The following is a 13,745-nucleotide window of genomic DNA, read 5'->3' as shown; positions in this document are numbered from 1 at the left end:
TGTTTTTCTGGTGTTTGCATAAATTTTTCTAAGGAGACTTCAAAATGAAAATTCGTTCCCTCATGTTGGCTGTTGCCGTGGCTGCCACAGGCATGACCAGCGCCTTGGTCACCACATCCGCTCAGGCGCAAGCCAAAGAGCAGTTCTTCCCGGTGCTGCCTTACCGCACAGGCGCCTATGCACCCAACGGTGTGCCATGGGGTAACGCCTATGTGGACTACTTGAAGTTGATCAACGCGCGCGATGGCGGCATCAACGGCGTCAAGATCACGTATGAAGAGTGCGACACCGCTTACGCCACAGACCGTGGTGTGGAGTGTTACGAGCGACTGAAAGGCAAATCACAAGGCGCGGTGTTCCAGCCCTTGTCCACCGGCATTACCTTCGCCTTGACCGAGAAAGCACCGTCAGACAAAAACCCACTGATTACTGGCGGCTATGGCCGTTCAGAGTCCAGCGATGGTCAAGTGTTCAAGTGGAATTTTCCCTTGCAAGGCACGTATTGGTCGGGTGCTGACATCATCATGCAGCTGATCACCAAAAAAGAAGGCGGCAACATCAAGGGCAAGAAGATTGCCTTGGTGTATCACGACAGCCCGTTCGGCAAAGAGCCTATTCCTCTGTTGCAAGAGCGCGCCAAGATGCAAGGTTTCGACTTGCAACTCTTGCCCGTGACCGCGCCTGGCGTGGAGCAAAAAGCCACCTGGTTGCAAGTGCGTCAAGCCCGTCCCGACTACGTGTTGTTGTGGGGCTGGGGCGTCATGAACTCTGCCGCTTTGAAAGAAGCTGTGGCCACCGGCTACCCGCGCGAAAAAATGTATGGCGTGTGGTGGTCCGCTGCTGAACCCGACGTCAAAGACGTGGGTGAAGCTGCCAAGGGCTACAACGGCTTGGTCGCCACAGGCGAAGGCGGCAAAGTCATGAACGATATCAAAAACATTGTTCACGGCAAAAAGCAAGGCACTGGCCCTGTTGAGGAAGTCGGTACCACGCTTTACAACCGTGGCTTGGTCAGCGCCGCTTTGGCTGTGGAAGGTGTTCGTCGTGCGCAAGAGCGTTTTGGCAAAGGCAAAGTCATGAACGGCGAGCAAATTCGTTGGGGCTTGGAGAACTTGGCCCTGGACCAAAAGGCCCTCGATAAATTGGGCTTAGGCACCGTGATGAAGCCAATCAGCACCTCTTGCTTGGACCACGAAGGTTCACGCTCTGCGCGTCTGCACACATGGGACGGCAAGAAGTGGGTCTACAGCTCTGATTGGGTGGAGGCCGATGAGTCCATCATCAAGCCTTTGGTCAAGCAGTTCGCTGACAAGTACGCCGCAGAGAAAAAACTGACACGTCGCACACCTGCAGACTGCCAGTCTTAATCTGACGCAGATCAGCCCGTGTGGCTGATCGTTTGGTGGCTCTTACGAGCCGCTAAACCTCAGGTTCACCCGCCAAGGTTGGGTTTGAGGTTTGGTTCAACCAGCAACGTTTTTTTAGCAAGGTAAGTTATGAGCGCCAACAACATCGTTCTCAACGTCAACGGCATCGAGGTCATTTACAACCATGTGATCTTGGTTTTGAAAGGCGTTTCGCTGCAAGTGCCAGAAGGCAGCATCGTCTCTTTGTTGGGCGGTAACGGTGCGGGCAAGACCACCACCTTGCGCGCCATTTCTAACTTGCTGCAAGGCGAGCGCGGTGCGGTGACCAAAGGCAGCATCGAGTTTCGCGGCGAGCGCATTGAAAACCTCACGCCTGCTGATTTGGTGCAGCGCGGGGTGGTGCAGGTGATGGAAGGGCGTCACTGTTTTGCCCACTTGACCATCGAAGAAAACTTGCTCACGGGCAGCTACACCCGCAGCGACAAAGGCGAAATCGCCGCCAACTTGGAGAAGGTCTACAACTACTTCCCGCGTTTGAAAACACGTCGCACGTCTCAGGCTGCCTACACCTCGGGCGGCGAGCAGCAAATGTGCGCGATTGGTCGCGCCATCATGGCCAACCCCAACATGGTGTTGCTGGATGAGCCCTCGATGGGCTTGGCACCGCAGATCGTGGAAGAGGTGTTCAACATCGTCAAAGACTTGAACGACAAAGAAAAAGTCACCTTCCTCATTGCTGAGCAAAACACCAACATGGCTTTGAAGTACGCCGACTACGGCTACATCATGGAGTCGGGCCGCATCGTGATGGACGGTGCCGCGTCTGACTTGGCCAACAACGAAGACGTGAAAGAGTTCTACCTCGGCATGGGCGGCGGCGAACGCAAGAGCTTCAAAGATGCCAAGAGCTACAAGCGCCGCAAGCGTTGGTTGGCTTAACGTCATACGTCAATTCACACACCTTGAATGCAAGTCATGACGACCCCTTCACACTACGACACCCTCGAAACCCGCAACCCCGCTGAACGCGAAGCCGCCCTGATGGCCGCCTTGCCTCAGCAGGTGGCGCATGCGCAAAAAAACTCACCGGCTTTCACGGCCTCTTTGGCGGGCATTGATGCGGCCAGTGTCAATAGCCGATCCGCCTTGGCCAAGCTGCCTGTTATTCGAAAATACGAACTGCTGGCGCAACAGCAGGCCCAGCGCGCCACCAACGTGTTTGGAGGCTTCGCTGCGATTGGTTTTGGCAAAGCCATGCCGCGCGTGTTTGCCAGCCCCGGCACCATTTACGAGCCTGAAGGCGCACGTCCTGATTACTGGCGCATGGCCCGTGCCATTCACGCGGCAGGCTTTCGCCCCAATGAGCTGATTCACAACTGCTTCAGTTACCACTTCACGCCCGCGGGCTCGATGATGGAAACGGGGGCGCATGCCATGGGCTGTACGGTCTTTGCGGGAGGCACCGGCCAAACCGAGCAGCAGGTGGGCGCGATGGCCGAATTGAAGCCAGCGGGCTACATCGGCACGCCCAGCTTCTTGAAAATCATTGTGGAAAAAGCGGCCGAGATGGGCGTGGCTTTGCCGAGCGTTAAAAAGGCACTGGTGTCTGGCGAAGCTTTTCCACCTAGCTTGCGCGACTGGTTGGCGGCGCGTGGCATTGCTGGTTATCAGTGCTATGCCACGGCAGACCTCGGCTTGATTGCGTACGAAACCGAGGCGCGCGAAGGCTTGGTGTTGGATGAGGGCGTGATTGTAGAGATCGTGCGCCCCGGCACGGGCGATCCGGTGCCGGAAGGTGAAGTCGGCGAGTTGGTGGTGACATCGCTCAACCCCGATTACCCGCTGATCCGCTTTGGCACAGGCGATTTGTCAGCCGTGTTGCCAGGCCCATGTCCCACAGGCCGCACGAACGTGCGCATCAAAGGTTGGATGGGCCGCGCCGATCAAACCACCAAAGTGCGTGGCATGTTTGTGCACCCCGGCCAAGTGGCTGAGGTGGTCAAGCGTTTCCCTGAAATCGCGCGTGCCCGACTCGTTGTCACCGGCGAGATGGCCAACGATCAAATGCGTTTGAATGTCGAAGCCGCAGAGACCGAGGGCTTGGTGCAAAAAATTGGAGATGCCGTGCGCGACATCACCAAGCTGCGCGCGGAGGTCACTTTGGTGGCCGTCGGTAGTTTGCCCAATGACGGCAAGGTCATTGAAGACGCGCGAACGTATCAATAAAAAACGCAGAGGATTTTAATTGATGTTGATCAATGCAAGTCCCTACGTAATTACCGAAATCTCAAAACTGTCAATAGTGCTTTAGTATGGGGCTTCAATCAGAAGAGGCTTCCATGAAAAAACTGTTTACCCTGAGCCTGCTGGCTTTTGCCGCAATCACTGGCACACAAGCCGCAGATTTCCCGATCAAAGACAAGCCGGTCACCATCGTGGTGCCTTTCACTGCCGGAGGTCCTACGGATCGCGTGGCACGCGATTTGGCCGAAGCCATGCGCAAGCCTTTGGGCGCTAACGTGGTCGTTGAAAACGTGGCGGGCGCTGGCGGCACCATCGGTGCCAACAAAGTGGCCAAGGCGCCGCAAGACGGGCACACCATCTTTTTGCACCACATCGGCATGGCGACATCGCCTGCGCTGTACCGCAAGATGCCTTACAACACCTTGGAAGACTTTGAGTACTTGGGCATGGTCAACGACGTGCCCATGACCCTGATTGGTCGTCCCACCTTGCCCGCCAACACGTACAAAGAGTTGGCCGCTTGGATTGAGAAAAACAAAAGCTCGGTCAATTTGGGCAATGCCGGTTTGGGGGCTGCATCGCACCTGTGCGGTTTGTTGTTCCAAAGCGCCCTCAAAATCGACATGACCACCGTGCCCTACAAAGGCACAGCACCCGCCATGAACGACTTGATGGGTGGCCAGATTGACTTGTTGTGCGACCAAACCACCAACACCACCAGCCAAATCGAAGGCAAGACGGTCAAGGCGTTTGCGGTCACGTCGCTCAAGCGCTTGAGTACGCCCGCTCTGAAGCATTTGCCCACGTTGGATGAGTCAGGCCTCAAAGGCTTTGAAGTCAGCATTTGGCACGGTTTGTATGCACCCAAAGGCACACCGGCCGATGTGACGGCCAAGCTGAACACCGCATTGAAAGCTGCGTTGAAGGACCCTGAGTTCATCAAAAAGCAACAAGGTTTGGGCGCAGTTGTCGTGACCGACAAGCGCACCGATCCTGCGGAGCACAAGAAATTTGTGGCTTCAGAAATCGCCAAATGGGGGCCCGTCATTCAGGCTGCTGGCGTTTACGCAGACTGATAAAGAAGCCACCTACGGGTGGCTTTTTTATTAGGGGTAATCACTTCACCCGCTTTCACATAGGTGACCGAATCCGCATGCATGCGGTGGCATCATCACCCCAGAAAATCAAATCAGGAGACCGTATGTTTTTACGCCGAAATTTATTGCAATTGAGCCTTCAAGCGGCTGTGTTGAGTGCGGCTGCGTTGACAGGTGTGCACGCCCAAGCGCAAGCTTGGCCCGCCAAGCCTGTGCGCATCGTGGTGCCTTTTGCCCCAGGCGGCACCACGGACATCTTGGCCCGCGCCATGGCACCGGAGTTGTCCAAAGCATTTGGTCAAACTTTCTTTGTGGATAACAAGGCGGGCGCAGGTGGCAACCTCGGCGCCGACATCGTGGCCAAATCTGCCAACGATGGTTACACCTTGCTCATGGGCACGGTCGGCACGCACGGCATCAACCGCGCGCTTTACAACAAGTTGCCGTTTGACCCCATCAAAGACTTCGCGCCCATCACCGTGGTGGCCGGTGTGCCTAACGTGATGGTGGTCAACGCCGAGACCGCGAAAGCGCGCAACATCAACACCGTGGCCGACTTCATCGCGTATGCCAAAGCCAACCCCGCCAAACTCAATATGGCGTCCAGCGGTAACGGTACCTCCATCCATTTGGCGGGTGAGTTGTTCAAGAGCATGAGTGGCACCTTCATGGTTCACTTCCCCTACAAAGGTTCAGGTCCCGCGTTGCTCGACCTCTTGGGGGGCTCCATGGACGTGATGTACGACAACCTCCCATCGTCCATTCCGCACATCAAATCTGGCAAGCTCAAAGCCTTGGCCGTCACCAGCAGCCAGCGTTCCGCGGCAGTGCCTGATGTGCCCACGGTGGAGGAGGCTGGCGGCCCCAGCATGAAGGGCTACGAAGCCAGTTCGTGGTTTGGTTTGTTGGCCCCTGCAGGCACTTCATCCGAGGTGGTGTCTCGCATTCAGCAAGAAGTGGCGAAGGCCCTGAACTCGCCTGCCGTCAAAGAAAAACTGTTGTCTCAAGGTGCGATTCCTGGCGGCAACACCCCCGCCGAGTTTGCCAAGTTCATCGATGCCGAGCACAAGAAGTGGGCGCAAGTGGTGAAGGCCTCGGGCGCCAAAGTCGATTGATGCGGGGTTGAGACGGGCGCTCAGAGCCTCTCAAAAGGCAGCGTCTGTTTCACCAACATCACCGTGCAAGGGGCGTCCATCGCTACCTTGATCGGTACGGTTGTCACAAACCGTTGCATCTGCAAACCATGCGTGGCCGCGCCCATGACGATCATGCTCACATGGTTGCCTTCGGCGTAGCGCAGCAGCGCGTTGGCCACGTCGTTGGCTTCTAGGACATGGAACGATGTGGGGTGCTGTGCGATGTCCAGCGGTTGAGCCCATTGGTGCAATTGGGCGAGGTGTTGGCGGTGAACGGACGTTTCGCTTTTGGCGCTCTCTGTCGCACTGGTTTGGCTGGTTGAAATCACGGTGACCACCGTCAACCGCGCGCCGGGACGATTTTTCAAGACCCGTGCCACCGCTTGGCGCAGTGCATAGAGGGTGGCGTCACTCGCTTCGTGGTGTGGCACGGCCACCATGACGATGGGCACCTCGTCAATCTGTTGCGTCGGCATGGCGCTGGGTTGGTAGTGCATGCCTGCCGCTTTCACCCAGCGTTTGAGGTGCGTCCAAAAAGACGTGCCTTTCAGCTGACGGCCACGCGCCGTCACGTGAATGGCTTCTGGGTTTTCCAAATCAAACGCCACATGCGCTGCCGAGGGGTAGCGCTGGTCCGCTTCGGGGGCTAGGCAGCGCAGTACCACTTCTTGCAGCCACTCCGGCACATCGGCGCGCCACTGACGTGGCGGTTTGGGGTCCATCCACAAGCGCTGGCGCATGCCACCGTCGGTTTGAGGATTGCCAAAAGGCAACTCGCCCGTGGCCAACTCATACAGCACGACACCCAGCGCAAAGATGTCGCTGCGTGGGTCGCCCCGCACGCCCACCACTTGTTCGGGGGCAATCCATGCGGGTGAACCCACGGCCTTGCGCAGCTCTTCGGCCAGCAAGTCGGGGTAGTGCGCGTGGCAAGACAAGCCAAAGTCAAGCAGCACGGCATGGCCATCGGGATGCATCAACACGTTGGCGGGTTTGAGATCGAGGTGGCAGGTGTTTTGTTGGTGCAGGCTGTGCAGCGCACGGGCGACAGCGGCGCCAATTTGGGCGATCTCCGCGGCGCTGGGGCGTGTGTGCTGTTGCGTGAAGTGGTCGAGTCGCTGCTGCAAGGTTTGGCCCGGCACATGCTCCATCACCAAATAAGGCAAATTCACCAAGTCGCCCGCTGCCACAAAGCGGGGCACATGCATGCCTTGCAACAGCTGCAAGATTTGATGCTCGACTTCAAAGCTCACGATGTTCTCGGCACCGTCACCCGCCGTCATGCGGGGCACCTTCATCACCATCGCAAACGGAGCGGGGCGTTGGTCGGCGTAGGTCACTTCATAAATGTGCGCCATGCCGCCTGCATGCAGGCAGGCACCAATGCAAAAGCCGTCCAAGGTGGTGCCTACTTCTAGGCGTTTCATTGCCCCGTCTCCAAGCGGCGTGCACAAAACTCAGGCAAGCCTGCTTCGCGTACACAGCGTGCGGCCGCCATGTGGTCGTAGGCGACGCGGTGAAACGTGAGCTTGCCCGCGGTGCTGTCAAACAGCGCATACATGGCGCGTGGGTTGCCATCGCGCGGTTGCCCGACCGAGCCCACGGTGGCGATCCAGCGGCGGTGAGAGGGCACCGGAATGGCCACGCCTGCGGTGGGCTTGAACGCCATCAACTGGCGCCCCGTGCCACGGTAATACAGCGAGGGGTGGTGCACATGACCACCAAACACATAACGCACCTCGGGGTTGGCGCACGCGGCATCCAAGCTCAATGCGGCAATGCGTTCATCGGTGATGTAACGCCATTTTTCTGGCGCATCGGCGCTGGCATGCACCAGCAAGGTTTGCTCAAGGTGCGCCGTCAGCGGCAAGATTTCTAACCAAAAGCGCTGAGCGGGGGACAGCTGGTCATGCGTCCATTGCGCGGTTTGCTCGCCCAGCGTTTGATCGGTCTTGGGCGTCATGCCCGCGTGGCGTTGCACCCACTCCTCATGGTTGCCACGCAGCACGATGGCGCCTTGCGCTTGCAATGCTTGGCAACGCGTCACCACCTCTGACGGAAAAGCGCCGTAGCCCACCAAATCACCCAGCACCGCGATGCGGTCTGCCCCTTGTGTTTGGGCATGCAGCAAGCACGCATCAAGTGCGTGCAAATTGCTGTGCACATCGGAGAGCAGAGCCAGTTTCATGGCGCGAGGTGCTTGTCAGGGCGTTGAAAATTCGTTCAGTAGACGTAAACGCCACGGCCCGTTTTGCGACCCAATTGACCGGCGGCCACCATTTCTTTCAACAAGGGGCAAGGACGGTATTTGCTGTCGCCGTATTCGTTGAGGTAAACCTCCATCACAGCCAAGCACACGTCCAAGCCAATCATGTCGGCCAAGGCCAAGGGGCCAATGGGTTGGTTGCAACCCAGCACCATGCCGGCATCGATGTCTTTGGCGGTGGCGAGGCCTTCTGCCAATACAAAGAAAGCTTCGTTGATCATGGGCACCAAGATGCGGTTCACCACAAACCCTGGGGCGTTTTTCACCGTGATGGGGCTCTTGCCCAAGCGCGTCGACAGCTCATGCACCGCGGCGTGTGTGGCGTCAGAGGTTTGCAAACCACGGATGATTTCAACCAGCGCCATCATGGGCACGGGGTTGAAAAAATGCATGCCAATGAAACGGTCGGCGCGTGTGGTCACGGCGGCGAGTTGGGTGATCGAGATCGACGAGGTGTTGGATGCAATCAGCACGCTGGCATCGAGCAAGGCGTCCACTTGCTTCAAGATTTTGACTTTGAGTTCAAAGTTTTCGGTGGCGGCTTCGATGACCAATTGCGTGTCTTTGAGGTCGTCGTAGCGGGTGCTGCCTTTGATGCGAGCCAGCGCCGCAGCTTTGTCGTCTTCGGTGATTTTTTCTTTCTTGATCAAGCGGTCTAAGCTGCCTGAAATGGTGGCCACGCCTTTGGCCACGGCCGCCTCAGAAATGTCCACCATCACCACGTTCACGCCCGACACAGCGCAGGCCTGTGCAATGCCGTTGCCCATGGTGCCGGCGCCTATGATGCCTACAGTTTGAATGCTCATTGGAAAACTCCCTTAGCGGTTTAAATCAAAGATTCCATGTTACCGAGGCTTGACCTTCGATTGGCTGACGTTTGTTGCGATCGCTACGGCCAAATGGGGGCGCTGAATCGCGGCATGTCATCAGGCTTTGAAGCGTTTTTTCGTCAAGTGCAGCGCAATCTTCCAAGCGACAAGCGTGTACACCGCGAGCACGCCCAAATGCAGTGCCACATCGGTGGGCCACTGGTCCATGAACAGTGGGCGAACCAAGGCAATGGCTTGGGTCAGCGGTAACCAGGCCGAGATGTCGCGCACGATGCCTGGCAGTTGATCGCGTGGAAAGAACACGCCACTCAAAAACATCATGGGCGTCAAAAACAAGGTGAAGTAATACGTGAAGAAGTCATAGCCTTTGGCGAGGGCATTGAAGATCAACGCGATGCAGCTGAAGGTGATGCCGACGAACAACAAAATCGGCCAAGCGGCCAGCAACTTCCAGCTGTGCGTGATGCCCAGTGCAAACATGACGCCCAAGATGGCGGTGATGGTGAACAGGGCTTTAAACGCCGCCCACAGCATTTCGGCCAACAGCACATCGTCCAAACGCATGGGGGCGTTCAGAATGCCGTCCCACGTTTTTTGCACATGCATGCGCGAGAAGGCGGAATACAGCGCTTCAAAGGTGGCGGCGTTCATGGCACTCATGCAGATGGAGCCGCTGGCCAAGAACAAGATGTAGGGCACCTTGTCGGCGCCCAACGTGACGTCGCCCACCAAGGCGCCCAAGCCGTAGCCAAAAGCGACCAACCACATCAAGGGCTCGGCAATGTTGGCCACGAGGCTGGGTATGGCGAGCTTGCGCCACACCAAGAGGTTGCGCAAGAAGACGGGCCAGAAACGGAAATAGGTGTGCATCGCGTTTAGCCTTCTTCACGGATTTGGCGTCCGGTCATTTTCAAAAACAAGTCTTCCAAATTGGCAGGGCGGTGCAGCGTGCGCAGACCTGGGTGTGCGCTCAAACCTTGCAGCAAGGGCGCTGCGTCTTGGGTGTAGAAAAACACGGTCTCGCCGCTGGTCTCCACACGTTGTGCCAACGCGGCGATGGGGCTGTTCACCAAAGCCAAGGCGCCGTTGCCATACACCTCCACCACGTCGGGCTCTAGGTGTTGGGCGATCAAGTCGCGCGGGGTGCCTTCTGCAATCTTTTTGCCGTGATCGAGTAGCAACAAGCGGTGGCACAAGCGCTCGGCCTCGTCCATGAAATGCGTGGTCAGCAAAATCGATTTACCTTGCTGCAGCAGTTGTTGCAAGCGTTCCCACATCAGGTGACGCGCTTGTGGGTCGAGGCCCGTCGTGGGCTCGTCCAGCAGCAGCACATCCGGATCGTTGATGAGGGCGCGCGCCAAGCTGAGGCGACGCTTCATGCCGCCCGACAACTCGCCAGGCTTGGCGTTGGCTTTGTGCGTGAGCGCGGCAAACTCCAACAGCTGCGGAATGCGCGCTTGAATGTCGGCCTTCTTCATCCCAAAGTAACGGCCAAACACCATGAGGTTTTCGGCGCAGGTGAAGTCGGGGTCGAGCGTGTCGAACTGGCTCACTACGCCTAAGCGTGCTTTGATGGCCAGCGCATCGTTGGGCATCGACAAGCCAAACGCATGGATGCTGCCGCTGTCGGGCTGTGCCAAGCCGAGGCACATGCGCAAGGTGGTGGTTTTGCCTGCGCCGTTGGGGCCAATGACGCCCAAGCATTCGCCGGGGGCGATGCTGAATGAGACATCGTTCACCACGGTGTTGTCGGCGTAGCGTTTGACCAGGTGTTGGCATTCAAAAAGTGGGGTGCTCATGCGCTTCATTGTGCCCGCCTAAAATTGCGAAATGAATGAAAAAACCTTTGTGGCCTTGCAACATATCTTGCCCAAGCAGTTGCTGACGCAATTCGCGGGTGCTGTGGCGCGCGCGCGTTGCGGCAAGTGGACGCACGCCCTCATCACATGGTTCGTTGGCAAATACCAAGTCAACATGGACGAAGCCGCGCAGCCTGACATCACGCAGTACGCCTGCTTTAACGATTTCTTCACCCGCGCCTTGAAGCCCGGCGCACGCCCCTTGGCCGATGCGGCATTTGTGTGTCCGGTAGACGGTGCCATCAGCCAGCTGGGCCGCATCGATGGCGACCAAGTGTTTCAAGCCAAAGGCCACAGTTACAGCACGCAAGCGCTGGTGGGCGGCGATGCGACCTTGGCGGCGCAGTTCCAAGACGGCGAGTTCGCCACGATTTACCTCAGCCCCAAGGACTACCACCGCATCCACATGCCCAGCGCGGGCCGCTTGCGCCGCATGATTCATGTGCCCGGTGATTTGTTCTCGGTCAACCCCGCCACGGCGCGTGGCGTGCCCGGCTTATTTGCACGCAACGAACGTGTGGTCTGCGTGTTTGACATGCCTTGTGCTGCCGGGGAAACGCTTCAGCAATTTGTGTTGGTGCTGGTCGGTGCCACCATCGTGGGCAGCATGGCCACACCGTGGCATGGCGTGGTCAACCCACCCCGCTCAGGCACCCTGCGCGAGTGGACCTATGACGACCAAGACTTGAGCTTGAAACAAGGCGACGAAATGGGCCGCTTCTTGTTGGGTTCTACCGTGGTGTTGCTGTGGCCCAAGAACACCATCGCGCTCAACCCTGCTTGGCAGGCCGCACAAGGCGTGCGCTTGGGCGAGAAGATGGGGGACGCCGCTTAAGGCTTATTGAAACGCCACCTCGGCAAAGCTACGCAACTTCCGGCTGTGCAGTTGCGCTGGCCCTTGCTGGCGCAGCAACTCAATCGCGCGCATGCCAATGCGCAAGTGTTGGTCCACGCGTTCGCGGTAAAAGTGGTTGGCCATGCCCGGCAGTTTGATCTCGCCGTGCAGCGGTTTGTCGCTCACGCACAGCAGCGTGCCGTAGGGCACACGGAACCGAAAACCATTGGCGGCAATCGTGGCGCTTTCCATGTCGAGTGCCACGGCGCGGCTCTGGCTGAAGCGGCGTTGTGGCGTGTTGTCTGGCAACAGCTCCCAGTTGCGGTTGTCGGTGCTGGCCACCGTGCCCGTGCGCAAGATGCGTTTGAGCTCTGCGCCTTCGCATTGCGTCACATCCTTCACCGCTTGTTCAAGCGCCACTTGAATTTCGGCCAATGCGGGGATGGGCACCCACAGCGGCAACTCTTCGTCCAGCACATGGTCTTCGCGCACATAGCCGTGGGCCAGCACGTAGTCGCCCAGCTGCTGCGTGTTGCGTAGGCCTGCGCAGTGGCCCAGCATGAGCCATGCGTGTGGGCGCAGCACCGCGATGTGGTCGGTGATGTTTTTGGCGTTGGCAGGGCCCACGCCAATGTTGACCATCGTGATGCCTGTGTGATCTGCGCGCACCAAGTGGTAGCCGGGCATTTGCGGCAAACGGGGCGGCACTTTACCGAGTGCGTCATTCGCTTCAGCGGGCAAGCCCACGCGGCGTGTGACCACATTGCCGGGCTCCACAAACGCGATGTAGTCGCTGTGGGGGTCTTGCATGGCCTCAAGTCCTAAGCGCACAAACTCGTCAATGTAGAACTGGTAGTTGGTGAACAACACATAGTTCTGAAAATGCTCGGGGCTGGTGCCGCTGTAGTGGCGCAGGCGTTGCAGCGAATAGTCCATGCGCGCGGCTGTGAAGAGCGACAAAGGCAGTGGCTCGCCCGCTTTCGGTTGGAACGTGCCGTTGGCAATGCCATCGTCCATCGCCGTGAGGTCGGGCAAGTCAAACACCTCGCGCATCAGCTGGCGGCGCTCTGCACTCATCTCGCCTTCAATGTGATCGTTTTCGGCAAACGAAAAATGCACAGGAATCGGTTGATGGCTGACGCCCACCTCCAGCGTGCCGCCATGGTTTTGCAGCAGCAAACGGAATTGCTCGCGGTAATACGCGGCAAACAAATCAGGCCGGGTGAGGGTGGTTTCGTAACGGCCAGCCTCGGCCACAAAGCCGTAGCTCAGGTGCGCGCTGTCGCTGTTCTTTTTCAGCGCCCCTTGTTGGGTGTGAATGCGCACAAACGGGTAACACGCGCGCACCCGTTGCTCAAACGCAGCACCTCCCACAAATTGCTTCATGGCCAGTCGCAAATGGTCAAGACTGGTTTGGTACAGCGCCTGCACTTGGGCAAGCGCGCTGTCGGCGTCGGTGTGACGGGTGGGGGCGATGAAAGGTGGACGAATACTCATGCCCCGATGTTACGAGCGCTTTGTGTCACTTTTTAACAGCGCCCGTCACATGGCCTTACATGTTCCTGCGGTACTGACCACCCACCTCAAACAAGGCGTTGGTGATCTGCCCCAGCGAACACACACGCACCGCATCCATCAACACCTCGAACACGTTGGCGTTGTCGATGACGGCTTGTTGCAGGCGTTTGAGTTGCACCGTAGCCGCCTCTTTGTGGCGGGTGTGGAAGTCGTTCAAGCGGTTCAACTGGCTTTGCTTTTCCTCTTCGGTGGAGCGGGCCAACTCCAGCTTGTCCATCACTTGCTCGCCGTGCGGGTTGCGGAAGGTGTTCACGCCGATGATGGGCAGCTCGCCCGTGTGCTTGAGCATTTCGTAGGTCATCGATTCGTCTTGAATCTTGCCGCGTTGGTAGCCGGTTTCCATCGCGCCTAACACGCCACCGCGCTCGGCAATGCGTTCGAACTCGGCCAATACGGCTTCTTCCACCAACTCGGTGAGTTCTTCGATGATGAACGCGCCTTGGTTGGGGTTTTCGTTTTTGGCCAAGCCCCACTCGCGGTTGATGATGAGCTGAATCGCCATGGCGCGACGCACCGAGTCTTCGGTGGGCGTG

At 58.0% G+C, this 13,745-nt stretch carries 13 protein-coding genes; 6 read left to right on the top strand and 7 right to left on the bottom strand.

Annotation, left to right across the window (positions count from 1 at the left end):
* The first annotated feature begins 44 nt into the window (after nucleotides 1-44).
* The 5 genes from RMS95_RS06690 to RMS95_RS06670 all read left to right on the top strand — a co-directional run bounded on the left by RMS95_RS06690 (nucleotide 45) and on the right by RMS95_RS06670 (nucleotide 5,823).
* Entirely contained in the window at nucleotides 45-1,367 is a 1,323-nt protein-coding gene (locus tag RMS95_RS06690) for an ABC transporter substrate-binding protein (RefSeq protein WP_310644719.1), read from the top strand.
* A gap of 129 nt (nucleotides 1,368-1,496) precedes the next feature.
* On the top strand, nucleotides 1,497-2,306 hold the full coding sequence (locus tag RMS95_RS06685) for an ABC transporter ATP-binding protein (RefSeq protein WP_104799685.1): 810 nt from the start codon (nucleotides 1,497-1,499) through the stop codon (nucleotides 2,304-2,306).
* 36 nt (nucleotides 2,307-2,342) lie between these two features.
* Nucleotides 2,343-3,593, top strand: coding sequence for an AMP-binding protein (locus RMS95_RS06680; protein ID WP_310644715.1), 1,251 nt, complete (start codon nucleotides 2,343-2,345; stop codon nucleotides 3,591-3,593).
* A gap of 113 nt (nucleotides 3,594-3,706) precedes the next feature.
* On the top strand, nucleotides 3,707-4,687 hold the full coding sequence (locus RMS95_RS06675; RefSeq protein WP_310644713.1) for a tripartite tricarboxylate transporter substrate-binding protein: 981 nt from the start codon (nucleotides 3,707-3,709) through the stop codon (nucleotides 4,685-4,687).
* Nucleotides 4,688-4,812: 125 nt separating this feature from the next.
* Nucleotides 4,813-5,823 carry a tripartite tricarboxylate transporter substrate binding protein gene (locus RMS95_RS06670; protein WP_310644710.1) on the top strand — a complete coding sequence of 337 codons (1,011 nt, stop codon included), beginning with the start codon at nucleotides 4,813-4,815 and terminating at the stop codon, nucleotides 5,821-5,823.
* Between the two features lie 20 nt (nucleotides 5,824-5,843).
* Here RMS95_RS06670 and RMS95_RS06665 read toward each other — a convergent pair whose 3' ends face one another.
* The 5 genes from RMS95_RS06665 to RMS95_RS06645 form a co-directional block, all read right to left on the bottom strand.
* The gene (locus tag RMS95_RS06665) at nucleotides 5,844-7,271 is read right to left on the bottom strand and encodes a bifunctional serine/threonine-protein kinase/universal stress protein (RefSeq protein WP_310644708.1); all 1,428 of its coding nucleotides are present in this window, start codon (nucleotides 7,269-7,271) and stop codon (nucleotides 5,844-5,846) included.
* Nucleotides 7,268-8,032 carry a metallophosphoesterase family protein gene (locus RMS95_RS06660; protein ID WP_310644707.1) on the bottom strand — a complete coding sequence of 255 codons (765 nt, stop codon included), beginning with the start codon at nucleotides 8,030-8,032 and terminating at the stop codon, nucleotides 7,268-7,270. Before RMS95_RS06660 ends, RMS95_RS06665 begins: the two co-directional genes overlap by 4 nt.
* Before the next feature lie 35 nt (nucleotides 8,033-8,067).
* Nucleotides 8,068-8,916 carry a 3-hydroxybutyryl-CoA dehydrogenase gene (locus tag RMS95_RS06655; protein ID WP_310644706.1) on the bottom strand — a complete coding sequence of 283 codons (849 nt, stop codon included), beginning with the start codon at nucleotides 8,914-8,916 and terminating at the stop codon, nucleotides 8,068-8,070.
* 120 nt (nucleotides 8,917-9,036) lie between these two features.
* Entirely contained in the window at nucleotides 9,037-9,810 is a 774-nt protein-coding gene (locus RMS95_RS06650) for an ABC transporter permease (protein WP_310644704.1), read from the bottom strand.
* A gap of 5 nt (nucleotides 9,811-9,815) precedes the next feature.
* A complete protein-coding gene (locus RMS95_RS06645; RefSeq protein WP_310644702.1) occupies nucleotides 9,816-10,739 on the bottom strand; it encodes an ATP-binding cassette domain-containing protein in 924 nt (307 codons plus the stop codon).
* Nucleotides 10,740-10,770: 31 nt separating this feature from the next.
* Between RMS95_RS06645 and asd the strand changes: the two genes are divergently transcribed.
* The gene (gene asd / locus RMS95_RS06640; RefSeq protein WP_310644700.1) at nucleotides 10,771-11,634 is read left to right on the top strand and encodes an archaetidylserine decarboxylase; all 864 of its coding nucleotides are present in this window, start codon (nucleotides 10,771-10,773) and stop codon (nucleotides 11,632-11,634) included.
* Nucleotides 11,635-11,637: 3 nt separating this feature from the next.
* On the opposite strand, the gene RMS95_RS06635 is transcribed toward asd, so the two are convergent.
* Both RMS95_RS06635 and RMS95_RS06630 read right to left on the bottom strand, forming a co-directional pair.
* The gene (locus tag RMS95_RS06635; protein ID WP_310644699.1) at nucleotides 11,638-13,131 is read right to left on the bottom strand and encodes an AMP nucleosidase; all 1,494 of its coding nucleotides are present in this window, start codon (nucleotides 13,129-13,131) and stop codon (nucleotides 11,638-11,640) included.
* Between the two features lie 55 nt (nucleotides 13,132-13,186).
* Nucleotides 13,187-13,745, bottom strand: a 559-nt coding sequence (locus RMS95_RS06630; protein ID WP_310644697.1) for a methylmalonyl-CoA mutase family protein, incomplete at its 5' end; no start/stop codon positions are given.

It is taken from the genome of Limnohabitans sp. (assembly GCF_031539175.1).
Classification (GTDB): Bacteria; Pseudomonadota; Gammaproteobacteria; order Burkholderiales; family Burkholderiaceae_C; genus Limnohabitans.
This window is presented reverse-complemented; position numbering and strand designations above follow the sequence as displayed.